Genomic DNA, 23961 nt, shown 5'->3' with positions numbered 1-23961 from the left:
TCAGAGTATGGCCGCACAGCGGAAGCCGGTGTGCCCGGTCGCCGAGTCGGGCGTGTTCGAGGTGCGCGCGGCCACGCGGTAGCGGTTGCAGTAGGAGTCGTGGCACATGTACGAGCCGCCGCGGATCACCTTCGCCGTGCCCCGCTCCGGCCCGGCCGGGTTGTCGGCGTACGGCTCCCACTCGGTGCCCCACCAGTCGGCCGTCCACTCCCACACGTTGCCGGAGACGTTGTAGAGCCCGTAGCCGTTGGGCTGGAACGACTTGACCGGCACCGTGCCCTTGCTCGGCGCGGTCGGGAAGCGGCCCTGCCAGATGTTGCACCGCTGCCGGCCCTTGGGCGCCAGCTCGTCGCCCCACGGGTAGCGCTTGCGCTCCAGGCCGCCCCTGGCCGCCATCTCCCACTCCGCCTCGCTGGGCAGGCGCTTGCCCGCCCAGGCGGCGTACGCGGTGGCGTCGTTCCAGGACACGTGGACGACGGGGTGGTTCTGGCGGTCGCCGATCGACGACCCCGGGCCCTCCGGCGAGCGCCACGTGGCCCCCTCGACCCCGGCCCACCAGGGCGCGCCCGGCACGCTCGCGTCCATGATCCCGGTGGTGGCGAACTGGGCGAACACGAACGACCAGCCGATCCGCTCGGCCTCGGTGACGTAGCCGGTCTCCTTGACGAACGTGGCGAACTGCGCGTTCGTCACGCACGTCGGGTCGATCAGGAACGGTTCGAGCCGCACCTCGCGCACCGGCCCCTCGCCGTCCTCCGGCCGGCCGTCGGGGTCGTCGCCCCCCATGAGGAACGTGCCGCCGGGAATGCGCACCATCCCCCGCGGCGCCACCCCCCGCCTCCCGGCGGCGGCGGCCCCGGCGGCCCCGGCGGCCCCGGCACCCGGGCTCCCGCCGGTGGCGGGCCCGGCGGCGGCGGCCTCCAGCCGCAGGTCACCGAGCCGCACGGCCTCCTGGGACGGCCCCGCCGACGTGCCGCGGCTCGGGCCACAACAAGCGCTCAAAGATCCCCCAAACGGTGTCACGACACCAACGAAGGGTAGTCCCTCTGGCATGTCCACGATCACGCGGCCGTGCCCGGTCACGCCCGCCCAGGCGCTGGCCCTGGGGGGTCTGCTGGCCCTGCCGACGCTGGCGCAGGGCGTCGTCGTGCGCCGTCCGCTCATGGTGCGGCTGACGACGCTGACCGGCGCCGACCGCCGCGCGATCGCGCTGCTGCGCCGGCTGCGTGCCGCCCACGGCGACGGGCCGCTGCTGGTGCGGGTGCCGGGCCGCGCCCCGGTCGTGCTGCCGCTCGCCCCGCACGACGTGCGCGCCGTGCTGGAGGATCGTGCCTTCACGCCGGCCAGCAGGGAGAAGCGCGGCGCGCTCGGCCACTTCGAGCCCGACGCCGTGCTGATCACCCCCGAACCGGAGCTGCGCGACCGGCGGCGCGAGCTGAACGAGCGGGTGCTCGGCGCCGACGCCGCCCCGTTCGCCCGGGTCGTGGCGGAGGAGGCGGCCACGCTGCCCCGCCACGGCACGCTGACCTGGCCGCGCTTCCACGCCGCGCACGGGCGGATCGTGCGCCGCGTCGTGCTCGGCGACGGCGCCCGCGACGACGTGACGCTGACCAGGCAGCTCGACCGGCTGCGCGGCGACGCCAACTGGTCCTACCTGCGCGGGCGCCGCACCGACGTGCACAACGCCTTCCGCAGGCGGCTGGCCGGGCACCTGGCGCGGGCCGAGCCGGGCAGCCTGGCCGGGGTGCTGGCCCGCGTGCACGCCGGCTCCGACGTGCACGCCGAGGGCCAGGTGCCGCACTGGCTGTTCGCCTTCGACGCCGGCGCCATCGCCGCCTACCGCGCCCTGGCCCTGCTCGCCACGCGCCCGCCGGCCCGGCCGGGTCACGAGGAGCTGCGGGCGGCGGTGCTGGAGTCGGTCCGGCTCTGGCCCACCACGCTCGCCATCCTGCGCGACGTCACCGGCCCCAACCCGTGGGGCCTGTCCGAGGGCGCCACGGTGGTGATCTACAGCCCGTACGTCAACAGGGCGGAGGCCGGCGACGCCTACCGTCCGGAGCTGTGGCTGGACGGCGGCGGCGACACCTGGGGAGGGGTGCCGTTCAGCGCGGGCTTCGCCGCCTGCGCGGGGGCGGAGCTGGTGCGGTTCACCTCGGCCTGCCTGCTGGACGCCATCCTGCGCGAGCGCTCGGTCACGCCGTCGGTCGGGCTGGAGGATCCCATGCCCGCCGCACTCGACCACTTCACCCTCAGTTTCGCCGTGAAAGCCGCAGACCGGTAGCGTTTTGCCATGCGACTCGGCGTGCTGGACATCGGCTCGAACACCGTCCACTTACTGGTCGTCGACGCCCATCGCGGCGCCCGGCCCATGCCTGCCTACTCCCACAAGGTTGACCTGCGCCTGACCGAGCACCTGGACAAGGAGCAGCAGCTGGGCAGGCAGGGCATCGAGCGGCTCGGCAACTTCGTCGAGGAGGCGGTGCACCTCGCCGAGGACAAGGGGGTGGAGGACCTGCTGGCCTTCGCCACCTCCGCCGTGCGCGAGGCGGCCAACGGCGAGCAGGTGCTCGCGGAGATCGACCAGCGCTGCGGCGTGCACATCGAGGTCCTGTCCGGGCGCGACGAGGCCCGGCTGACGTTCCTGGCCGTGCGGCGCTGGTTCGGCTGGTCGTCGGGGCGGCTGCTGGCCTTCGACATCGGCGGCGGCTCCCTGGAGATCGCCGCCGGGGTGGACGAGGAGCCCGACGTCGCCGTGTCGCTGCCGCTGGGCGCCGGGCGGCTGACGCGCGACTGGTTCACCGGCGACCCGCCGCCGGCGGAGGAGGTCAGGGCGCTGCGCAAGCACGTACGCGCCGAGATCGCCCGCACGGTCGGCGACGTCGTCCGGTACGGCACGGCCGACCGCGCCGTGGCCACCTCCAAGACGTTCAAGCAGCTGGCCAGGATCGCCGGGGCCGCGCCCTCCAGCGACGGGCCCTACGTCTCGCGCTCGCTGTCGCGCCAGGACATGGCCGACTGGGCCGCCAAGCTCACCGCCATGAGCGCCGCCGAGCGCGCCGAGCTGTCCGGCGTGTCCGAGGGACGGGCGGCGCAGCTCGCCGCCGGGGCGCTGGTCGCGGACGCGGCGATGGACCTGTTCGAGGTGGACCGGCTCGACGTGTGCCCGTGGGCGCTGCGCGAGGGAGTGATACTGCGCCGGCTCGACATCCTGCCCGGACGGCTCGACCAGCTCAACGGCGCACCGGAGTAAGCTCGATCTATCCCCGTTCCTTGGCATGAAGTGCTGGTTGGCGGGCATTTTTTGCCGAATGATGACCCTGCTCGGCACGATCGGATCCCTGGCGGTCGTCCTGATTCTCATCGTCGCGGCAGTGCTGCTCATCTCGGCCGTCGGGATGGTCGTGCTGCTCACGATGGCCGCCTCGATGACCAGGTGGCGCAGGCTGTGGCGGAGGCTGACCCGGGGAGAGGCCCGGCTGGCGCTGAAGCTCAGCGACGAGCGGGCGCCCGAGCGGCGGCGGGCGGAGCTGAGCGGGGTCACGCCCCGGGTGCGCCGCCGTTTCCTGCTCGGCGGCGCCCGCCCCAGGCGGCCCGGAGGCGGCGACGGCAACCCCTGGGGCTCCCGCTTCCACCACCGGCCCCTCGAACGCCACACCAGGACGTAGCGGGCCGGGCCCGCCGCCCTGGGTCCGGGCCGGCTGAGGGGTCCGGCGGGCCGGACGTGCCGGGACGGGGTCGCTAAGAGGGCGGGCCGGCTGCAAGGGCCGGGTCCCTGAGAGGGCAGGCCGGCCGGAAGGGCCGGGTCCCTGAGAGGGCAGGCCGGTCGGAAGGGCCGGGGGCGCTGTGAGGGCCGGACTGGTCGAGCGGGCCGGCCCAGGGGGACTGGGCCGGCCCGGCCGATCAGGTCGTCATGAGGTGCTGGCCCGCCGCGCCCGGCGCGTACCGCAGGCGCTTCTCCAGGCAGACCACGGCCCCATGCTCTCGTCTGTTGGTGAACCGGATGTCGTCGGCGAGCGCTCGCATGATCTGCAACCCGCGCCCGTGCTCGGCGTTCGGGTCGGGCTCCTCCAGCTTGCGCGGGTCGAAGCCGTCGCCCGTGTCGATCACCTTGATCACGCACAGATGGTCGTGGACGGACGCGCTGACCGTGTAGTCGTCACTCGGTGCCGCATGCTTGATCACATTGGAGCACGCCTCGGTGAGCATGAGCTCGATGTCATCGCGCACCTGCGGATCGACGCCGAGCGAGCGCAGCGTGCCGTCCAGCATCTGCCTGATCAGCGGGACGCTCGCCGCATCCCTGGGCAGTCGGAGCGCCATCGTAGCCTCCACTGCGCCTCCTCCCGTATGGATGCGTGCGACCCTCCTGCCCCGGAATCACTGTCCCAATCGTCCGTTTCGGGGCCAAGCGGCCGAAATCCTACGGTTCCAGCAGGCGGTGGCCGACCTCCAGGCACGCCTTGTGGAGCTCCTCCTCGGTGAGGTCCCCCTCCTTGACCAGCCATTTGCCGGCGTGGACCGCGAACAGCGCCAGCGCGTGGCTGACGCGTTCGGTGGGGGAGGCGTCAGGGCCGCTGATCTCCGCCGTCAGCTCCCTCATGCGCTCCCGGATCTTGATCATCGTCGGGTGGTCGCGCAGCGCGGTCTGGTTGCGCTCCATGAAGCGGGCGATCCCGAGCCGGCGGCCGGCCCGGATGGTCTCGGCGTAACGGTCGAGCAGCTCGCCGCGCGTCTGCGGGGTCCTCGGCCGCTCCCTGGCCCAGGCGAGCAGCGCGTCCAGCTCGGCCAGGCGCTTGTCGACCAGGCTCGCCACGATGTCGTCCTTGGTCTTGAAGTGGTAGTAGAGGGCGGCCTTGGTGACCCCCAGCTCCTCGGCGATCTCCCGGAGCGAGGTCGCCTCGTAGCCCTGCTCGGCGAAGAGGCGCAGCGCGACCTCCTGGATCCGGCTCCGGGTGTCTTCCCGCACGTCACACCTTTCCTACTTGACGGCCGGCAAGTAAGTGCCCTCATTCTAGGGGGGACACCGGAATACGGCGGAAACGGGCCGCGAGGCCAGAGTCCGGGCGATCGCCTCCGGCGGAAATGACGCCAACGTCATTCTCCACCCGCCAAACCTCCCAGCGCTGTGATCGCCGAGGTCGGAAGCGTTTGCCCCGGGAGACGTCCCCAGGGGGAAGCAGCTATTGGGACGATTGCTGCGCCCGTTGACGCGCTGCGGCTTCCAGGTCGCGGTTGCCCTCCTCGTACAGCACCCGGACACGGGAGGAGCACAGTTTCCACTCACCGTCTCGCCGTTCGAGGCCGAGCGTGTAGTGGCAGCCGATCACCCAGATAGGGGCATCGGCGGCCTCGGTGATCAGGTGCGTGACACGGGCGTCAAACCGCGCCGTCGCCTCGGATTCCTCACCCAGTTCGACCACGACCGGACCCAGCAGGTGTTGCGTAGCATCGAAGCCAGGAAGGAAACTCTGCAGGCCCGATACGAAATCGTCTGTGGACACCAGTTCCGCACCACCCTGTTTCGACGGGTAATCAAGATCAACGTGATCCGTCGCCAGTGCGCCGATCGTTTCCCAATCACGCGCGTCCAGCGCATGAAAGAGCCGAGTCACCAACTCCGCGATCGCTATCTTCTCAATGGATTGCACCACGTCGCTCCTCCGCTTGAATGGTCGCCTGGCCGGTTGCGCGGACATGCCGCACCCGATGTCCGGGGCCGGCTCCCGGCCCTGCATGCTGGGATGTGACGGCAACACTAAGGAGGCCCTACGTGGCTCACCAAACGGTCAGCTACACAGCGACCGAGCTCCTGCACAGCTGCCCGGGCCCGGTGGTCGAGCCCGACCCGTCGTGCCCGGTGGAGATCGCCCTCGCCGCGTTGCGCGGACGGTGGACCGCCCTGGTCATCCTCGAACTGCTGCACGGCCCGCGCAGCTTCAGCCAGCTCGCACAGGCCCTGCCTGCGCTCTCCGACAAGGTCCTCACCGACCGGCTGGCCCAACTGGTCGAGGCCGGCGCCCTCGACCGCCACCGCAAGCCGGGCTGGCCGCCAAGAGTGGGCTATGCCCTCACCGAACGCGGCCGCGCCCTCGCACCGGTCCTGCAGGCGCTGTGGGAGTGGGGCTCGACCACCCCAGCCCCTCGGTCACGGTAGGCAACTGCCAGAGCACACCAAGGCCTGTGCGGTGCCACAACGGCGAATACCTTGGTCATCTCATCCTGCGTCTTGCCGCGCGCCCACTCCACCTCGACCGCCGGCGGAGTGAACACCTCCGCCAGTTCCCGCGCCGACACGGCCCGCGCGAACCTCGGGTACGCCGTCCGATCGATCGACGCCCACCCAAACCCTCCGGAACCATTACAAACCAGCGTGAAGCAAGGAGTTCGGCGACCGGCGATCAAGAGCACGGCCCGTCTCTGCCGCATTCCGGAGGCATCCGTTCTACGCTTGCCGGTCGGCAAGTAAGCAAAGGTCGTCAAGGGGGTGGACGGAAAACCAGAGGCGTTCGAGCGACATACCGGGCACAATCCAGCGCATGCACACCATCAGCCGCCCCCGGGTGGACGACGCCGAGGCCATCCACGAGCTGGTCGCGACCTGCAACACGGCCGTGATCGGCATCCCGGACACCACCCTCGGCGACATCGCCGACGAGCTGGTGGAGCCGGGCTTCGACCGCGACAGGGACGGATGGCTGGCGCGCGGTCCCGGCGGCCGGCTCGACGGCTGGGCCTGGGTGTGCCGCAACGGCGAGAGCGACCTGCTGGACGTGGAGGTGATCGTCCGCCCCGGCGTCCGCGACCTGGCCGGGCGGCTGTGGTCGGCGGTGCTCGCCCGCGCGGCCGAGCTGGGCGCCGAGCTCGGCCACGACGCCGTCACCCTGCACGCCGGCGTCTACCGCGCCGACGAGGCCAAGCGGGCCCAGGCCAGGGAGCTGGGCTTCGAGCCCGGCACCAGCTACCACCGCATGCGCATCGACCACCACGGCCCGGTCGAGCCGCCCGCCGCGCCCCCCGGGCTCACCCTGCACTCCGGGGAGAGCGAGGAGGTGCGGCGTGAGGCGTACCGGGTGCACCAGGAGGGGTTCGCCGAGCACTTCGGCTTCGTCCCGGTCACCTACGAGCAGTGGTACGAGCGCAGGCAGGCCATGAGCACGACCGACTGGAGCCGGCTCGCGCTGGCCAGGCTCGACGGCCGGCCGGCCGCCGTGCTCATCAGCAGCGACCAGTTCCTGCCCGACGAGGGCTGCGGGTACGTCGCCACCCTGGCCGTGCTGCCCGAGTTCCGCGGGCGGGGGCTCGGGCGGTTCCTGCTGCGGCACGCGTTCGCCGCCGACGCCGCCCGCGGGCGCAAGGGCACGATCCTGCACGTCGACTCCAACAACACCACCCCGGCCCTGGGGCTGTACGAGTCGGCCGGCATGCACCGGGTCATGGCCATCGACGTCTGGCGCCGCCGCCTCTGACCGCGCCGTTCGGGACCGTGCCGTTCGGGACCGTGCCGTTCGGGACCGCGCCGTTCGGGACCGTGCCGTTCGGGACCGCGCCGTTCGGGACCGCGCCGTTCGGGACCGTGCCGTTCGGGACCGCGCCGTTCGAACCGTGCCGCTCAGACGCGCTGCCCGTTCGAGACCGCTGCTGTTCGAGACCGCTGCCGTTCGGAGCCGTGCCGCTCAGACGCGGTGCTGCTCAGATGCGGTGCTGCTCAGACGCGGTGCCGGGACAGGTGTTCCAGGACCGACTGGTTGGCCTCCCAGCCGTCGGGGAACTTCACCGGCACGCCGAGCTGCACCGGCTCCGCCGACGGGTGGGCGTCCAGCAGCTCGGCGATGCCCGCCCTGGCCACCACCACGCACGCGTGCCGGTGCCGCGAGGCCAGCACGCACAGCCGCCCCGACTCCAGGTGGAAGGCCGTGGCGTCCCTGCGCCCCGACAGCGGGTGCAGCACGATCGTGACGTCGTACTCGCGGCCCTGCAGCCGGTTGGCCGTGTCGACGGTGATCTCCGGCGGCAGGCCCGCGGCCCTGATGGCGGCCACCTGGTCGCGGTGCGCCGCCCCGACCGCGATCCGGTCCGCCGTCACCGGCCGCTCGCCCTGCTCGGAGCCGGCCGTCGCGCCGCGCTGCAGCAGCCGGGCGGCCAGCAGCGCCACCGCCTGCACGGCCTCGCCGTCGGTGCGCACCGTGTGCCGGTTCGGCAGCTCCAGCAGCGCCCACCCCGACCGGGCCGCCTCCTCCAGCGCCCGGTCGTGCACGGTGCCCATGCCGCCGGTCGACAGCTCCAGCCACCGGTCCCCGTGCCCGGTGCCCGAGCGGAACCCGGTGAAGGGATAGAACGCCTGCGACACCACCGGCGCGGCCGAGGCGGGCAGCCGCCACGACACCGGCAGCCGGTGCACGGGCAGGTCGGGGTTGTGCCGCAGCAGCACCGACACGGCGCTCTGCAACGGGTCCCACGACAGCCCGGACCAGCGGTCGCCGTCCACGATCGAGAACGGGTCGAGCTGCCCGGGATCGCCCACGAACAGCGCCCGCTCGAACAGCCCCGCGATCCGCAGCAGCTTGTCCGAGCGCATCTGGTACGCCTCGTCCACGATCGCCCACGGCCACACCCGGTCGCCGATCCACGCCCACTTGTCGGCCGTGGCGATGACGATGTCGGGGTCGCCGAGGTCCTGGATGCGGGTGCCGACCCGGACGCCGGGCAGCTCCAGCATGCGCAGCGGCGGCACGTACCCGCTCGCCGACAGCCGGCCCACGGTCAGGTGCGGATGCTTGTCGACGATCCTGGCCACCAGGTCGTCGACCTGCTCGTTGGTCTGCGCCACGATCATCAGCGGCTCGCCGGTGGCCGCGATGTGCGCGGCGGCGCGGACGACCAGGGTCGACTTGCCCGCGCCGGGCGGCGAGTCGACCACCACCCCGCGGTGCCGGGGCAGGTCGGCCAGGACGTTCTGGATGACCTGCTCCGGGCTGTCGGTCATGACCACTCCTCTTGCGCGTCCTCGTCGTCGGGCACGTACTCCTGCGGCGGGCCGCCGTGCGTCCACGGCGTGGCCTCGGCCTCGGGCAGGGCGGGCGAGCCCTGGAAGTCGTCGGTCAGCGAGGTGTAGCAGACCCGCTCGCCGATCTCGGGCACCGCTCCGGGCGCGGGCGTCTTGCCCCGGCCCATGCCCTTGGTGATCTTGAGGGTGACCAGGCCCTGGCCCGCCTCGACCAGCTCCGCACCCTGGCCGCGGCGCTGCGGGGTGCCCAGCGAGGTGCCGGGCGGCAGCAGGACGGGATCGTCGGTCTTGATCACCACCAGCGGGCGCAGCTTGCGCGAGCGGCCCTCGCCCTCGGTGTTGTCGGGCACCGTCTCGACCACCTCACCCGCGAACGCCTCGCCGGTTAGCCGGTACTCGGCCATCACCAGGGGGTCGTCGTAGGCGCGCTGCACGTCGTAGGCGGCCTGGGCGCGCTCCATGCGGGCCAGCTTGGCCGCGGCGGCCACCGCGCCGTCCCGCCGCGCCTGCGGCGGCGCGCCCTCGGAGATGTGCACCGCCATGCCGCTGAACGAGCCGCGGTCCTGCTCCCACCGCTGCGCCACGCTCGCGCCCTCGGGCAGGGCGGCGAGCAGGTCGATCGCCTGCCACATGAGCCGCCAGGTGGGTTCGAGCTGGGTGCGCAGCGCCTCGGTGATGCGCTCGGCCGACTCGCTCTCGATCGCCGGGGCCAGCACCTCGGCGTCGAAGCCGGGGTCGGTCGCCGGTCCTGCGGGCGGCCAGATCAGCGGGTCCTCGGCCTCGTCGCTCGGCCCGGTGGTGATCCAGCCGAGCAGCGCGGCCAGGTTGGCGTCCTCCAGCCCGCTCTGCCCGCTGGCCCAGTGGCGGCCCAGTTCCTCGGTCGCGGCCGGCATCAGCGACGAGCCCGGGTACGCCGCCCGCTCCGCGAAGTACGTCAGCCACCGCCCGAGCAGCGGCACCGACTCCGGCACCGGGTAGGGCCCCTCGGTGCTGCGGAACCGCGTCGAGCGGCCGAGCAGCCGGGTGAAGGCCACGCCGGCCTGGTTGGGCACGATGATCTGCGGGGCGTCCAGGGCGCGCTCGTAGGGGTCGGCGTTCCTGCGCTCCACCGTCTCGGTGTCGTTGGTGAAGGACTCGATGTAGGGCAGCAGCACCCCGGCCACCTCGGCGGTCCAGGCGAAGCGCAGGTCGCGGTTGCGCGGCTGGGTCACCACGAACAGGTGCGGGCGTTCGCGGTCGGAGCCGAGCATCGCGGCCAGCGGCGCTGCGGCCTCGCCCGAGAGCTTGAGCGGGATGAACACCATCGGCCGCTGGGACAGGTGGAAGTGCCTGACGGTCGCGATGGGCTGCGCGATGCCCTCGTCCAGGGCGCGCAGCCGGGCGAGCGAGGTGAGCAGGCTCATGACGGTCGGCTCCGCGATGGACGGGTGGCCGGCGGCGGGACGAGACGTCCGCGCGGCGGGTCCACGGTCGGCGGCGGGATCAATTCAGGCACTCCCTGCGCAGGCGTTCGGCGTTGCGGAGCAGCCGCGCGATCTCCTCCTGGCCCTCGGCCGGGTCGCGGGTGCCGTCGGCCAGGCCCAGCGCCTCGGCGACCGAGGCCACCCCGCCCAGCTCGTCGCGCACCTGCCGCCCGAGCAGGTCGGAGGCGCCCTCCTGGCGGGCCTCGTCGCGGCAGAAGAAGCACAGGTCGCACGCGGACAGGCAGTCGGGCGCGTAGCGGGCGGTGGTCCTGCGCAGCGCGTCGGCCAGCTCGGCCACCGGCCTGGTGGGCCGGCCGTCCTCGTCGGGGCGCAGGTCGAAGGAGAGGTCGTCGGGCAGCTCTTCGAGCAGCCGGTCGAGCGTGGTCATCCGGGTGAGCTGGCGGCGCAGCACGGCCAGCTGCTTGCGTACGTCGACCAGGGTCGCCACCGGCCGGTTGGCGAAGTTCTCCGGGCAGACCAGCACCACGTCGTGGGAGACCTTCAGCGGGTCGTGGCCCAGCTCTTCCAGCAGGTTGCGCAGCGCCAGCACGTAGACCGCGGCCTGCCGCGCGGCGGCGGCCACCGCCGACGGGTCGGCCTGCCCGTCGATCACCGCGAACGACTTGATCTCCACGATGTGGAAGCGCCCGCCGAGCTGGAAGGCCACCACGTCGGGCTCCAGGTAGGCGGTGTGGCCGGCGATGTCGAGGCTGAGCAGCGGATGGTCGTACAGGGTGCCGGCGTCCTGGCCCTCGCGCGCCGCCCGGTCGATCAGCGCCCTGGTGTGGGCGTGGCGCAGGTGGGCGCCGACGTTCTCCACGTCGTGGTAGGACACCTCGGCCACCGGCAGGCCGAGCAGCTCGCGCAGCATGCGCAGCAGCTCGGCGCAGCCGTCGGCCTTGACCAGCGCCTCGAACATGTTGCCGCGCGTGATCGCGAACGGCGACTGGCCGAACGGCGCGGGGAAGCCGAGGTGCCGGGCGGCGGCGTCCTTGTCGATGCCGGCGCCGTCCATGAGCGCGCGGCGGGTGCAGCCGGGGTTCGCGGCCAGGGCCGCGATGGCGCGCGCGTCGTGCGGCTGCTGCGGCGTGATGCCGCGCAACGCCTCCAGCCGGTGCACGTGGTCGCCTTCGCGCTTCAAGCCGCTCACTCCGCCTTCTCCTTCTTGATCGTGCTCAGCGTAGCGGCGCCGAACAGCCGCGCGGCGTCACCGAGCTGCGCGACGGCGCGTTGTGCCAGCTCGGCGCGATCCCGCGTGTCGCGTTCCGCGTGCACGCGCAGCTCCGCGCGGGCCGCCTCGACGACCCGCGCCGGGTCAGGGGGGCCCAGGCTGCCGTCGGTGGCGCCGGGGATGTTCCTGGCCATCCTGACCAGTAAGCGCACCGCCCGCTCGTCCTGCGACTCCTGCTCCGCGATCGCGATGGCGCAGGTCAGGAAGTCGACGCGGGGGCTGAGCGGGCCGACCACCCGCCGCTCCAGCGGCCAGGTGCTGAGCGTGAGCAGGCCGCGGGCGGGGGAGAGGCGGTCGGTGAGTGCGGCGCACAGATAGTACGGCCGCCCGAACGGCGAGGAGCGGAACGAGCGTTCCTCGTCCCTGCGCAGGCTGGTGAGCCGGCTGCTGCGGATCGTGCCGCCGAAGAACGCGTCGCTGACGGCCACGATCAGCCTCGGCTGGGCGGCCGCGCCCAGCAGCCGCAGCCCCTGGTGCACCTGCTCGCGGACGGTGACCTGCCCCGCGCGCGGGGCCTGGGGCTCCTCCTTGGCGCGCGGCTGCTCGCCGCTCACCAGGGCGTCCCAGGCGCGCTCGGCGCTGCGCAGCTCGGCGCGCAGGACGCGGGCGGTCGCGCCGTCCCTGACCCGCATCGCCTTGCGTACGCCGGCCCGCAGCTCGTCGATCCGCCGTTCGAGATCGTCCAGCCGGTCACTCATGGCGCGAGCGTACCAATAGTCCCAGTATTTTCCAGTATTTTGGTGAGATCGACGCCATCGTGTGATCTACAGCGTAAAGGCGGTCAGCTGAGGACGGCCGCCACCCACGTGCGGTCCTCGGTGAGGAAGCGGTTCAGCCGCAGCCCCTCGGCCGCCAGCGCCCTGGCCAGGTCGTCGTCCGTGAGCCGGCGGGAGGAGAACGACTGGGTCCACACCTGGTCCTCGCCGTGCGTGTAGCGCATCGTGGCCTCGTACACGCCGGGTGAGACCTCCTCGACGGCCGCCATCGTGATCGAGATGTCGCCGTCGCGGCGCCCCATGCCGACGTGCCAGCGGTCGTGCGCCTCGGCGGGCATCCACTGGATCAGCACCGCGCCGCCCGGCTTGACGTGCCGGGCGCAGGCGGCCAGCAGGTCCTGCCGGTGGCTCTCGTCCGCCGTGTTGACGAGCTGGGAGGCCAGCATGACCGTGTCGAAGCGCTCGCCGAGCCGCAGGTCCTGCACGCGGGCCCGGACGGTGCGGGCGCCGCGCACCCGGGCGAGCATCTCGGCGGACTCGTCCACGGCCACCACCTGGAAGCCGAGGGCGACGAGCGGGTGCGTGACCCGCCCGACGCCCGCGCCCAGCTCCAGGACGGAGCCGCCGGGCGGGGTGACCTGGGCGACGATCTCGGGTTCGCCGGTGGGGTCGAGCAGGCTGTAGAAGTCGACGGGGGAACCGTCGGGGGTGATGGGGCCGGGGCCCGTTCCCGTGTTGCGCATGGTACGAAACTAGCCCGGCCGGGCGCCGGGGTCAGGCCGGTCGGGGGAGCGGGTTCGTGGCCGGAGGTTTCGCCCGTGCGGGGTCAGGCCGGTTGAAGGAGCGGGGTTCGTGGCCGGGGGCCTCGCCGGTGCGGGGTCAGGCCGGCTGGAGGAGCGGGTGCTCCGCCGCGCGGAGGGTGGCGGCGGCCGGGTGGCGGTGCACGGCCAGGGTCAGCAGCGAGCCCGCGGCGGTCTGTTCGAGCGTGACCTCGTCGCACAGGTGCTGGATCATCCACAGGCCGTACCCGTGCGAGGCGGTCGGGTCCAGCTCGGCCGCCGCCAGGTGCTCGTGGGTCAGCCCGCCGGCGACGTCGAGGATCTCCACCACGATCCGCTCGCCGGTGGTGCGCGCGGTGACGGTGCCCGCGCCGCCGCCGTGGTCGAGGACGTTGGTGACCGCCTCGTTCACGGCCAGCACCAGATCCTCCAGCCGCCGGAGCGGCAGCTCGCCGTGACCGGCGTGGATGCGGAGCAGGCTCCGGACCAGGCCGAGGTCGGCCGTGATGGGACAGCGCAGTTCACACTCGATATCCATGATCGTTTCGCCCGTCGAGGGCCGGGAGAGTCCACGGGCCCTCCAGGTGCTTTCCCCGCGGGAGATCCTCAAACCCCGCGCCGGGAACGATCACCGATCTCGTCGTGAACCCGCAGGTCGCACGGCTGCCCATCGCCGCCGGAAGTCTTGCGTGCACGTGCGGGCGGCCGGTGACCGTCGAGCGTGGGGCGGCTCCGGTGGTCGGTTCGGCGGGCAGCCGGTTCGGCGGGCGGCCGGTTCGGCGGGCAGCCGGTTCGGCGGGCGGCCGGGTCAGCGGGGGTGGCCGGGTCAGCGGGAGCGGCCGGGGGTGCGGGCCGGTTCGGGCGGGCCGTTCCCGTCGTGGGAGTCGGCGCGGTCGAGGTGGTCGGCGTGGTAGAGGCCCTGGGTCAGCAGGCGGCGCACGTGCTCGTCGGCCGCCGTGTAGTAGACGAACGTGCCCTCGCGCCGCCCCTTGACCAGCCCGGCCAGGCGCAGCTTGGCGAGGTGCTGGCTGACGGCGGCGGGGGCGGCGTCGGCGAGCTCGGCCAGGCAGGCGACGGAGGACTCGCCCTGCAGCAACGCCCAGAGGATCTTGATCCTGGTGGGGTCGGACAGGAGCCGGAACGACTCGGCGGCCAGATGCACCTGCTCCTCGGTGGGCATGTCGAAGTCCGGCAGCGACGTGTGCATGCCGCCAGCATAGCCCCGGGCCCCCCTGTTTGCTTATCTGCGTGTATGCGCATATACGATGCCAGCGTGACAATCGATCTGGAGACCGCCCCCGCGCCGCGTACCGCGAGCCGGGGCGGAACGGGGTGGTGGGCGGGGGCGTGGTCGCTGCCCGAGGTGCGCTGGGCGGCGGCGGCCACCGCGCTGTTCGCGCTCGGCGGCATCGCGCAGCTCGCCGGCGCGCCGCCCTGGTCGTGGTGGGCCCTCTACCTGGCCTGCTACGCCGCCGGCGGCTGGGAGCCCGGCTGGTCGGGCCTGCGCGCCCTGCGCGAGCGCACGCTGGACGTGGACCTGCTCATGGTCGTCGCCGCGATCGGGGCCGCCGCCATCGGGCAGGTCTTCGACGGCGCGCTGCTCATCGTCATCTTCGCCACCTCCGGCGCGCTGGAGGCCGTCGCGACCAAGCGCACCGAGGACTCCGTACGCGGCCTGCTGGACCTCGCCCCCGAGCGGGCCACCCGGCTGACGGCGGCGGGGGAGGAGACGGTGGACGCGGCGGAGCTCCGGCCCGGCGACCTGATCCTGGTGCGCCCCGGCGAGCGGATCGGCGCCGACGGGCAGGTGATCGGCGGCGCCGGCGAGGTGGACCAGGCGAGCATCACCGGCGAGGGACTGCCCGTGGACAAGGGGCCGGGCGACGAGGTGTTCGCCGGCACCCTGAACGGCACCGGCGCGCTCCGCGTCCGCGTCACCCGCTCCGCCTCCGACACCGTCATCGCCCGGATCGTGGCCATGGTGGCACGGGCGAGCGCGACCAAGGCCAGGACCCAGCTCTTCATCGAGAAGGTCGAGCAGCGCTACTCCGTGGCCATGGTCGCGGCCACCGTCGCGTTGTTCGCGATCCCGCTGCTGTTCGGGGTCGCGGCGCAGGACAGCCTGCTCAGGGCGATGACGTTCATGATCGTGGCCTCGCCGTGCGCGGTGGTGCTGGCCACCATGCCACCGCTGCTGGCCGCCATCGCCACCGCCGGCCGGCACGGGGTGCTGGTCAAGTCGGCTGTGGTGATGGAGCGACTGGGCACCGTCACCCGTACGGCCTTCGACAAGACCGGCACCCTGACCGAGGGCCGGCCGCGCCTCGGCGGCCTCCGCACGCTGCCCGGCGCGGGCCTGACCGGGGACGAGCTGCTCGCCCTGGCCGCGGCGGCGGAACGCGGCTCCGAGCATCCGCTCGGCCGCGCCGTCGTACGGGCCGCGATCGAGGCCGGCCTCACCGTCCCGGAGGCGGAGGAGTTCGCCTCGGTGCCGGGGCGCGGCGTCCGCGCCCTCGTCGGCGGCCGTCACGTGGCGGTCGGCAGCCCGTCCCGCCTGCTGACGCCCGAGCCCACCGCCCCCACCCCCATCCCGACGCCCGCGGGCGGCCCTGACGGGGCGGCGGTGCGCGAGGCGGGCGGCCCGGATGACGCGGCGGTGGACGCGGAGGTGCGGGCGGTCGTCGCCGCGATGGAGGCGGACGGGCACAGCGCCGTGGTGGTGCTGGTGGACGGGGTTCCGGCGGGGGTGCTCGCCCTGTCCGACCAGGTACGCCCGGGAGCCGCCGGCGCCGTCGCCCGCCTGCGCGAGCTGACCGGAGCCCCGCCGGTCCTGCTCACCGGGGACAACGCCGCCGCGGCGCGCCGGGTGGCGGCCGAGGTGGGGATCGACGACGTGCGGGCGGGGCTGCTGCCGGAGGACAAGGTGGCCGCGGTGCGCGAGCTGCAGGCGGACGGCGGCCGCGTGGCGCTCGTCGGCGACGGCGTCAACGACGCGCCCGCCATGGCCGCCGCCCACACCGGCCTGGCCATGGGCGGCACCGGCGCGGACCTCGCCCTGGACACCGCCGACGCCGTCATCACCCGCGACGAGCCCGCCGCCGTGCCCGCCGTGATCGCCCTCGCCCGCCGCGCCCGCCGGTTGGTCGTGGCCAACCTCGTCATCGCCGCCGCCTTCATCGGGGTGCTGGTCGCCTGGGACCTGTTCGGCGAGCTGCCCCTGCCCCTGGGCGTGGCCGGTCACGAGGGCTCCACGATCATCGTCGGCCTCAACGGCCTCCGCCTCCTCCGCGACGCCGCCTGGCGCCGCGCCGTGAACGAGGCCGCGCAGTGACGCGCCCGGGCCCCACGCCGTGAACGAGGCGGCCCCAGTGACGCACCGGGCCACCGCGTTCGTGAACGAGGCGGCCCCGTGACGCGCCCGGCCACCGCGCCGCGAACGAGGGCGCCCCGTCGCGAACCCGGCCCCCTCCGAGCCGGGCGATGTGGCGCGGGCCCGGGGGTGGCCGGGGGTGAGGGGCGCGTGTGCGCATATGTCGGGACAAGGCTTGGTCAAGGGGGCGATCCGCGCAGGTCGGCGCGGCTATTCTGGGCTCGGTGAGGCTCGATTTCGAGCGCGGATGGGTGATCACATGGGCGCACCCGGCAGCACGTCAGAAGGAGCGTTCCCGGCGGTCGCCGTGATCGACGCGCAAGGCGTCGTGATCGGCTGGACGCGGGCCGCGGAGGAGCTCACCGGCTACCCCGCCACCGCCGTACTCGGCCGCTCCGCCACGATCCTCCTCCCGCCCGCCGGCCACGAGGACCGCACCGGCCACCCCGCCGCAGGTCCCGGGGAAAGCGAGCACCGAGGGCCGGAGGAAGGCGAGCACCGAGGGCCGGAGGGCGAGCACCGAGGTTCCGGGGAAGGGGAGCAGCGAGCGCCCGAGGAAGGGGAGCAGCGGAGGTCCGGGGCGGGGGAGGGGCGCAGGCTCGCGGTGGGGGAGGAGCGGGCCGGGCTGGTGGAGGTGCGGCGGCGGGACGGCGATCCGCTCCTGGTGCGGGCCGAGATCACCCCGCTGTCCACCGCCGAGGCCGGCGACGCCTGGCTCGTGGCGGCCACCCCCGCCGCCGGCGACCTGTCCGGCGGCACGGGCACCCTGCTGGGCGCGCTCATCAGCCGCTTCCCCGTGGCCATGGCCATCTGGGACAGGGACCTGCGCTGCGTCTGGCTGAACCCGGCCGCCGAGCGCCTGAACACCGTCTTCCCCCACTACCGGCTCGGCCGCTCCCTGGCCGACCCCATCCCGGGCACGGACACCGAGGCCGCCCAGGAGGCGATGCGCAGGGTGCTGGCCGACGGCACTCCCTCGATCGACCGCGAGGCCCGCTGGACCTCCCCCGACGGGCGCGCCGAGCGTACGCTGTCCACCTCGCTCTTCCGCCTGGAGGGCATGGACGGCCGGCCGCTGGGCGTGTGCTCGCTGGCGCTGGACATCAGCCACAGCAGGGCGCGCGACCGCCTGGCCCTGCTCCGCGAGGCCAGCGTGCGGATCGGCAGCACCCTGGAGGTCGGCAAGACCGCGCAGGAGCTGGCCGACCTGGCCGTGCCGGTCCTCGCCGACTACGTCACCGTGGACCTGTCGCAGGCGGCGCTCCCCGACGCCGAGCCGCTGCAGCGGCTGGCCGCCACGGAGGTCAGCATCCCCGTCTTCCGGCGGGCGGGCGTGGCCTCGGTCCACGACGGCATCCCCGAGTCGCTCTGGCCGGTCGGGCAGGCGGTGTTCGTGCCGCCGCGCTCGCCGTTCACGACGGTCATGGCCTCGCGGCGGCCGCACTTCGAGGCCGTGCTGGACACCTCGCCCGGCACCTGGCTCGACCAGGACCCCGACCGCGCCCGGATCATCCGCCGCACCGGCATGCACACGCTGATCATCGTCCCGCTCGAGGCGCGCGGCGACCTGCTGGGCATCGCCGTGTTCGTGCGCAACGCCAACCCGGCGCCGTTCACCAGGGACGACCTGCTCCTGGCCGAGGAACTGGCCGCCAGGGCGGCGCTGAGCCTGGACAACGCGCGCCGCTACACGCGCGAGCGCACCACCGCGCTCGCGCTCCAGCGCGACCTGCTGCCGCGCGACCTGACCGGCGGCGCCGCCGTCGAGGTGGCCTCCCGGTACCTGCCGTCCGACGTGCACGAAGGCGTCGGCGGCGACTGGTACGACGCCATCCGCCTGCCCGGCTCCCGCCTCGCCCTGGTCGTGGGGGACGTGACCGGGCACGGCATCCACGCCGCCGCCACCATGGGCCGGCTGCGCACCGCCGTGCGCACGCTGGCGTACCTGGAGCTGCCCCCGGCCGAGCTGCTCGCGCGCCTCGACCACCTGGTGGCGGTGGACGCCTGCGCCGAGCCGGAGGCGGCCGGCGCGACCTGCCTGTACGCCGTCTACGACCCCGCCACCCGGCGCTGCACCATGGCGACGGCCGGGCATCCGCCGCCCGCCGTGGTGGACCCGTCGGGGGAGGTGAGCTTCCCGCGGCTGCCCAGCGGCACCCCGATCGGCCTGGGCCTGGGCTCCTACCGCTCCCTCGACCTCGATCTGGCGGCCGGGACCGTGCTCGCCCTCTACACCGACGGCCTGATCGAGACCAGGCAGGCCGATCTCGACGCGGGCATGGCCCGGCTCGGGGCCGCCCTGGCCGGGCGGGCGGCCGGAGCGGTGGAGCTGGCGGGCCTGTGCGGCTCGGTGATCCACGCGATGCTGGGCGACGCGCCGGCCGAGGACGACGTCGCCCTCCTCCTGGCCCGCACCCGCCCCTGACCCGTCACCCGCTCACCATCCGGGCCGCGCCCGCTCACCATCCGGGCCGCGCCCGCTCACCATCCGGCCACGCCCGCTCACCAGTTGGACATCGTGCCGTCCTCCAGCCGGCTGACCGGCAGGTACGCCCGCCGGTACGGATACCGTTCCGCGAGATCGTCCCGATAGTCCACCCCCAGCCCCGGCGCGTCCCCGGGATGCAGGTAGCCGTCGGCGAAGGTGTAGGCGTGCGGGAAGACCTCGTCGGTCTCGGCCGTGTGGCGCATGTACTCCTGGATGCCGAAGTTCGGGATCGACAGGTCGAAGTGCAGCGCGGCGGCCATGGTGACGGGTGACAGGTCGGTGGCGCCGTGGCAGCCGGTGCGCACCTGGTGCACGTCGGCGTAGGCGGCCGCGGTGCGCAGGTGGGTGATGCCGCCGCCGTGCACCACGGTCATGCGCAGGTAGTCGATGAGGTATTCGCGCAGCAGCAGGGTCGCGTCGTGAACGGTGCTGAAGATCTCCCCGACGGCCAGCGGCGTCGTGGTGTGCTGCCGGATGAGCCGGAAGGCCTCCTGCTGCTCGGCGGGCGCGACGTCCTCCAGCCAGAACAGCCGGTACGGCTCCAGCTCCCGCCCCAGCCTGGCCGCCTGGACGGGCGTGAGCCGGTGGTGGGCGTCGTGCAGCAGGTGCACCTCGTCGCCGTACTCCTCGCGCACCCGGGCGAACAGCGACGGCACCGTGGCCAGGTACTTCTCCGTGCTCCAGACGTCCTCGGCGGGCAGCCCGGCCTCGGCGGGCTCGTAGAACAGCTCGCCCCGGCCGACCCCGTACGTGCCGGTGAGCCCCGGCACGCCGGCCTGCACCCGCACGGCCTTGTAGCCCAGGTCGAGGTAGCGGCCGACCGCCTCCACGGCCTCGCCGGCGCTTGCGCCGCTGGCGTGGCCGTACACCAGCACGCCGGTCCGGCTCGCGCCGCCGAGCAGCTCGTAGACCGGCACGTTCAGGGCCTTGCCCTTGATGTCCCACAGCGCCATGTCCACCGCGCCGATCGCGGTCATCGTGACCGGGCCGCGCCGCCAGTAGGCGCCCCGGTAGAGGAACTGCCAGATGTCCTCGATCTGGAACGGGTTGCGCCCGATCAGGCAGGGCGCGACGTGGTCGCGCAGGTAGGACGCGACGGCCAGCTCGCGGCCGTTGAGGGTGGCGTCGCCGAGGCCGTGCACGCCCTCGTCGGTGCGGACGCGCAGGGTCACGAAGTTGCGGCCGGGGCTGGTCACCAGGACCTCGACGTCGGTGATCCTCATGCCGCCCCCCGCTCCGGTACGCTCGCTCTCACCTGTCGCCTCCTCCTAGTCGCTGCCCGTGACGAAACTCTGGATGGCTACCACCGCGCCGCCGCGCGCCCACTCGCGGAAGTCGTCCGCCTCGATCACCACGTCGACCGAGCCGGGCACGTCGCGCCGCTGGGCGGTCAGCGACGCGGTCAGGTCGTCCTTGGCGATGCGCGCCAGCTCCACGCCCTCCCCGGCCAGGACCACGGTCTTGACCAGGGAGATCGTCGCGACCTGCGCGATGAGCCTGCCGAGGGCGCGGGCGGCCTCGCGCACGAGCGCCAGGCACGCCCGGTCGCCGGCCGCGGCCAGCCGCATGACCTCCTCGTACGTCACCTCGCGCCGCAGCGCCAGCCCGGCCGCGCCCTCGATCGACCAGCTCGACAGGTACGCCGCCGCGCAGCCGCGGTGCCCCTCGGTGCACATCGGCCCGCCGGGGTGCAGCACCATGTGGCCGAACATGCCCAGGTCGGCCTCCGTCGCGGCCACCAGGTGGTCGTGCACGATGAGCGCGTAGCCGATGCCCGCCCCGATCGTGACCAGCGCGAAGTCGCGCAGCCCGCGCCCGGGGCCGAACCAGTGGTGCTGGTGCGCCAGCGCCGCAACGTCGTTCGTGACCACGCACGGCACGCCCAGCGCCCGCTCCATCAGCGGCCGCAGCTCCACCTGCCACCAGCCCAGGTAGGGCGCGTCCACCAGGTGCTCGCCGCCGATCCGGGTGGCGGCGCGGGCGTTGCCGCCGACCGTGACGCCGGCCCCCACGGGCGCGCCCGCGCCGCCGGACAGCTCGTCCAGCAGCCGCCGGGCCTGGCGGCACACGGCCTCGGGGTCGTGGTCGGCGATCGGCTCGTCGCGGCCGGCGATGACCTCGGCGCGCAGGTCGGTGACGACCGCGTGGACGCGGTCGGCGGTGAGCTTGAGCCCGAGGAAGCGGTGCTCGCCCGCGGCCACGTCGAGGGGACGGGTCGGGCGGCCGTTCACGGGGTCGTGCACCACGTCACCCTCGACGAGCAGCCCGGCGTCGACCATGGGCTTGGTCAGGCGCGTCAGGCTGCCGGTCGACAGGTGCAGGGTCTTGGCCAGCGCGGTCCTGGACTGCGGGCCGTGGATGATCAGCTCCTTGACGATGGAGCGCGCGGCGTCGGGCAAGGCGTCCCACATGCCGCCCCATCTTCGGGGCCCAGCGGCCATCACGCCAGCCTCCCTCTCTTGGCTTCGCAGCAAAGCTAACACGGCCAACGTATGGCCTCCGCCGCACTTACCATCCTGCGAGTTTGTGAACAAGTAGTGACATGGGCCTCATTTGTTCTCTAGGTTGGCTTCCCTGCGAAGCCAACTCGGACTTTGCGCGGAAGGAGACGCGGATGCGTATCAGAGGGGTCTCCGGCTCGATCGCGGCGGCGGGACTGGCCGTCCTGCTCGCCGCCTGCTCGTCGGGCACGAACGGGAGCGGCGGTGATGGTGCCGGCGGGGCCACACAGGCGGCCCGGACGGGGCCGGTCACGCTGCAGTTCTGGTGCTGGAGCGCGGGCCAGAAGGAGAAGGTCGCGGCGTTCAACAAGGCCCACCCGGACATCCAGGTGCGCCACACCGACGCGGGCGGCGGCACCGACACCGCGGCCAAGCTGCTCACGGCCAGCCGGGCGGGCAACGCGCCCGACGCCACGTGCCTGGAGTATCAGACGCTGCCCGCCATGATCGTGGCCGGGGCGCTGGCCGACATCTCCGCGCACACCGGCGACATCAAGGACGCCTTCACCCCCGAGGTCTGGTCGCTGACCAGCTTCGACGGCGCCGTCTACGGCGTGCCGCAGGACGTCGGGCCGATGGTCATGGTCTACAACAAGAAGCGCTTCGACGAGCTGAAGATCGAGCCGCCGAAGACCTGGCGGGACTTCGCCGCGGTGGCCGCCGACGTGCGCAAGAAGGACCCCGACGCCTACCTGGCCACCTTCGCCCCCGCCGAGTTCGGCAACTTCGCCGGGCTGGCCCAGCAGGCCGGCTCGTCCTGGTGGAAGATCGAGGGCGACACCTGGACGGTCGGCATCGCCGACGGGCCCTCCATGCAGGTCGCCGCCTTCTGGCAGGACCTCATCGACAAGGACCTGGTCAAGGCCCAGCCGCTGCTCACCCCCGAATGGAACAACCAGCTCAACAAGGGCAACATCCTGAGCTGGCCGAGCGCCCTGTGGGCCCCCGGCGTGCTGTACGGCATCGCCGAGAAGCAGGCCGGCGACTGGGCCATCGCCCCGCTGCCGCAGTGGACCGAGGGCGACGACCGGGTGGCCTTCCAGGGCGGCAGCGCCATCGCCGTCACCAAGAACTCCAAGCACGTCCAGGCCGCGGCCACGTTCGCCAAGTGGATGAACACCGACAAGACCGCCTACGACCTCCAGATCGCCGCGGGCGAGTACCCCGCGTCGCTGGCCGGGCAGCAGGCCACCACCGAGAGCGAGCCGCCCAAGCTGGTCTCCGGCCAGAAGGACTACTGGCAGGTCGCGGCCCAGATCGCCAAGCGCACGATCCCGCACATCAGCTGGGGCCCGAACGTCGGCACCGCGCAGAGCGCCTACCAGGACGCCATGGCCGCCGCCGTGCGCGACAAGACGCCGCTGGTGGACGCGCTCAAGAAGACGCAGCAGGTCGTGGTCGACGACATGAAGACCACGGGGTTCAAGGTCGCCGGGTCATGACCGGCCCCGACGGCGCCCGCCGCGGGTCGCGGGCGCCGTACCTGTTCGTCGCGCCCGCCGTGCTGCTGTTCCTGGCCTTCCTGGCGATCCCCATCGGCTACGCCCTCTACCTCAGCCTGCGCGGCCTGCGGCTGACCGGCGGCGGCATCTTCGGCACCCGGCAGGAGGTCTTCGTCGGGCTCGACAACTACGCCAGGACGCTGGCCGACCCCGACTTCCTGGCCGGCTTCGGCCGGCTCGCGCTCTACGGGCTGATCAGCGTGCCGCTCACGCTCGGGCCGGCGCTGCTGTTCGCGCTGCTGCTCGACTACGCCGGCGCGCGGGGCCGCCGGTTCGCGCGGACGGCGATCTTCCTGCCGTACGCGATCCCCGGGGTGACGGCCTCGCTGCTGTGGGGCTTCATGTACCTGCCCTCGACCAGCCCGTTCAGCTACCTCACCCAGGAGCTGGGGCTGGGCGAGATCCCGTTCCTCACCGGGGGCGGCATCTACCCGTCGCTGGCCAACATCGCCGTCTGGGGCGGCGTCGGCTTCAACATGATCATCATCTTCACGTCGCTGCGCGGCATCCCCGCCGAGCTGTCCGACGCCGCCCGCATCGACGGCGCCTCGGAGTGGCGCATCGCCTGGCACGTCAAGATCCCGCTGGTGGCCCCCGCGCTCGTGCTCACCGGCCTGTTCGCCCTCATCGGCACCCTCCAGGTGTACGGCGAGCCGACCACGCTCAAGCCGATGACCCCGGAGATCTCCGGGGTGTGGGTGCCGCTGATGCACATCTACACCAGCGCCTTCTCCCGCGACGACCTGCCGCTGGCCTCGGCCGCCTCCGTCATCCTGGCCGTGGGCACCCTCGTCGTGTCCGTGGTGCTGCTCAAGGTCACCCAGAAGCGCGCGTTCGGAGGGATGTCATGAACGCCGTCATGAACGCCGTCAGGCACGAGGTCGCGCGGGAACGCGCCCGCGGAGGG

General features: G+C 73.5%; 22 protein-coding genes. 9 read left to right on the top strand and 13 right to left on the bottom strand.

What is annotated here, in order from left to right; translation table 11 throughout:
* Positions 1-816 (bottom strand): formylglycine-generating enzyme family protein, encoded by an 816-nt coding sequence (locus tag IO39_RS05720; protein WP_043617454.1) that lies wholly within the window; start codon positions 814-816, stop codon positions 1-3.
* 235 nt (positions 817-1051) lie between these two features.
* On the opposite strand from IO39_RS05720, the gene IO39_RS05715 reads away from it, so the two are divergent.
* The 3 genes from IO39_RS05715 to IO39_RS05705 are packed head-to-tail and all read left to right on the top strand — an operon-like array spanning position 1052 to position 3665.
* On the top strand, positions 1052-2281 hold the full coding sequence (locus IO39_RS05715) for a cytochrome P450 family protein (RefSeq protein ID WP_043617096.1): 1230 nt from the start codon (positions 1052-1054) through the stop codon (positions 2279-2281).
* Positions 2282-2290: 9 nt separating this feature from the next.
* Complete coding sequence (locus tag IO39_RS05710) at positions 2291-3250, top strand: Ppx/GppA family phosphatase (protein ID WP_043617093.1); 960 nt, start codon at positions 2291-2293, stop codon at positions 3248-3250.
* A gap of 58 nt (positions 3251-3308) precedes the next feature.
* A complete protein-coding gene (locus IO39_RS05705; protein WP_043617090.1) occupies positions 3309-3665 on the top strand; it encodes a hypothetical protein in 357 nt (118 codons plus the stop codon).
* A gap of 235 nt (positions 3666-3900) precedes the next feature.
* On the opposite strand, the gene IO39_RS05700 is transcribed toward IO39_RS05705, so the two are convergent.
* From IO39_RS05700 to IO39_RS05690, 3 genes are all read right to left on the bottom strand, one after another.
* Positions 3901-4320: an ATP-binding protein gene (locus IO39_RS05700; RefSeq protein ID WP_043617088.1), complete on the bottom strand. Its 420-nt coding sequence runs from the start codon at positions 4318-4320 to the stop codon at positions 3901-3903.
* Positions 4321-4420: 100 nt separating this feature from the next.
* On the bottom strand, positions 4421-4966 hold the full coding sequence (locus IO39_RS58760) for a TetR/AcrR family transcriptional regulator (RefSeq protein ID WP_043617085.1): 546 nt from the start codon (positions 4964-4966) through the stop codon (positions 4421-4423).
* Between the two features lie 214 nt (positions 4967-5180).
* On the bottom strand, positions 5181-5648 hold the full coding sequence (locus tag IO39_RS05690) for a nuclear transport factor 2 family protein (RefSeq protein WP_169789024.1): 468 nt from the start codon (positions 5646-5648) through the stop codon (positions 5181-5183).
* Between the two features lie 122 nt (positions 5649-5770).
* Between IO39_RS05690 and IO39_RS05685 the strand changes: the two genes are divergently transcribed.
* Complete coding sequence (locus IO39_RS05685) at positions 5771-6154, top strand: winged helix-turn-helix transcriptional regulator (protein ID WP_052422483.1); 384 nt, start codon at positions 5771-5773, stop codon at positions 6152-6154.
* Positions 6155-6536: 382 nt separating this feature from the next.
* Entirely contained in the window at positions 6537-7466 is a 930-nt protein-coding gene (locus IO39_RS05680; protein WP_043617079.1) for a GNAT family N-acetyltransferase, read from the top strand.
* Between the two features lie 239 nt (positions 7467-7705).
* Here IO39_RS05680 and IO39_RS05675 read toward each other — a convergent pair whose 3' ends face one another.
* The 7 genes from IO39_RS05675 to IO39_RS05645 all read right to left on the bottom strand — a co-directional run bounded on the left by IO39_RS05675 (position 7706) and on the right by IO39_RS05645 (position 14400).
* A complete protein-coding gene (locus IO39_RS05675) occupies positions 7706-8983 on the bottom strand; it encodes an AAA family ATPase (protein ID WP_043617077.1) in 1278 nt (425 codons plus the stop codon).
* The gene (locus IO39_RS05670; RefSeq protein ID WP_043617074.1) at positions 8980-10407 is read right to left on the bottom strand and encodes a hypothetical protein; all 1428 of its coding nucleotides are present in this window, start codon (positions 10405-10407) and stop codon (positions 8980-8982) included. The genes IO39_RS05675 and IO39_RS05670 overlap by 4 nt, the downstream gene beginning before the upstream one ends.
* A gap of 79 nt (positions 10408-10486) precedes the next feature.
* The gene (locus tag IO39_RS05665) at positions 10487-11617 is read right to left on the bottom strand and encodes a hypothetical protein (protein WP_052422482.1); all 1131 of its coding nucleotides are present in this window, start codon (positions 11615-11617) and stop codon (positions 10487-10489) included.
* The gene (locus tag IO39_RS05660) at positions 11614-12396 is read right to left on the bottom strand and encodes a hypothetical protein (RefSeq protein WP_043617071.1); all 783 of its coding nucleotides are present in this window, start codon (positions 12394-12396) and stop codon (positions 11614-11616) included. Before IO39_RS05660 ends, IO39_RS05665 begins: the two co-directional genes overlap by 4 nt.
* An 83-nt stretch (positions 12397-12479) precedes the next feature.
* Positions 12480-13157, bottom strand: a complete 678-nt coding sequence (locus IO39_RS05655; RefSeq protein WP_043617069.1) for a class I SAM-dependent methyltransferase — start codon at positions 13155-13157, stop codon at positions 12480-12482.
* A gap of 136 nt (positions 13158-13293) precedes the next feature.
* Entirely contained in the window at positions 13294-13731 is a 438-nt protein-coding gene (locus IO39_RS05650) for an ATP-binding protein (protein WP_052422481.1), read from the bottom strand.
* 288 nt (positions 13732-14019) lie between these two features.
* Positions 14020-14400, bottom strand: a complete 381-nt coding sequence (locus IO39_RS05645; protein WP_052422480.1) for an ArsR/SmtB family transcription factor — start codon at positions 14398-14400, stop codon at positions 14020-14022.
* A gap of 66 nt (positions 14401-14466) precedes the next feature.
* On the opposite strand from IO39_RS05645, the gene IO39_RS05640 reads away from it, so the two are divergent.
* Together IO39_RS05640 and IO39_RS05635 are read left to right on the top strand one after the other, a co-directional pair.
* Positions 14467-16524 carry a heavy metal translocating P-type ATPase gene (locus IO39_RS05640; RefSeq protein ID WP_043617067.1) on the top strand — a complete coding sequence of 686 codons (2058 nt, stop codon included), beginning with the start codon at positions 14467-14469 and terminating at the stop codon, positions 16522-16524.
* 298 nt (positions 16525-16822) lie between these two features.
* The gene (locus tag IO39_RS05635; RefSeq protein ID WP_211266900.1) at positions 16823-18988 is read left to right on the top strand and encodes a SpoIIE family protein phosphatase; all 2166 of its coding nucleotides are present in this window, start codon (positions 16823-16825) and stop codon (positions 18986-18988) included.
* A 77-nt stretch (positions 18989-19065) separates the two neighbouring features.
* On the opposite strand, the gene manD is transcribed toward IO39_RS05635, so the two are convergent.
* Together manD and IO39_RS05625 are read right to left on the bottom strand one after the other, a co-directional pair.
* On the bottom strand, positions 19066-20274 hold the full coding sequence (gene manD, locus IO39_RS05630; RefSeq protein WP_043617064.1) for a D-mannonate dehydratase ManD: 1209 nt from the start codon (positions 20272-20274) through the stop codon (positions 19066-19068).
* 45 nt (positions 20275-20319) lie between these two features.
* Positions 20320-21462 carry an ROK family transcriptional regulator gene (locus IO39_RS05625; RefSeq protein WP_052422479.1) on the bottom strand — a complete coding sequence of 381 codons (1143 nt, stop codon included), beginning with the start codon at positions 21460-21462 and terminating at the stop codon, positions 20320-20322.
* Positions 21463-21665: 203 nt separating this feature from the next.
* Between IO39_RS05625 and IO39_RS05620 the strand changes: the two genes are divergently transcribed.
* Entirely contained in the window at positions 21666-22994 is a 1329-nt protein-coding gene (locus IO39_RS05620; protein WP_043617061.1) for an ABC transporter substrate-binding protein, read from the top strand.
* Positions 22991-23905, top strand: coding sequence for a carbohydrate ABC transporter permease (locus tag IO39_RS05615; protein ID WP_043617059.1), 915 nt, complete (start codon positions 22991-22993; stop codon positions 23903-23905). The genes IO39_RS05620 and IO39_RS05615 overlap by 4 nt, the downstream gene beginning before the upstream one ends.
* Positions 23906-23961 lie beyond the last annotated feature (56 nt).

Source organism: Nonomuraea candida, from assembly GCF_000725485.1.
GTDB classification, from domain to species: Bacteria; Actinomycetota; Actinomycetes; order Streptosporangiales; family Streptosporangiaceae; genus Nonomuraea; species Nonomuraea candida.
The sequence above is the reverse complement of the archived record's forward strand: the minus strand, read 5'-3'. Positions and strand labels throughout refer to the sequence as shown.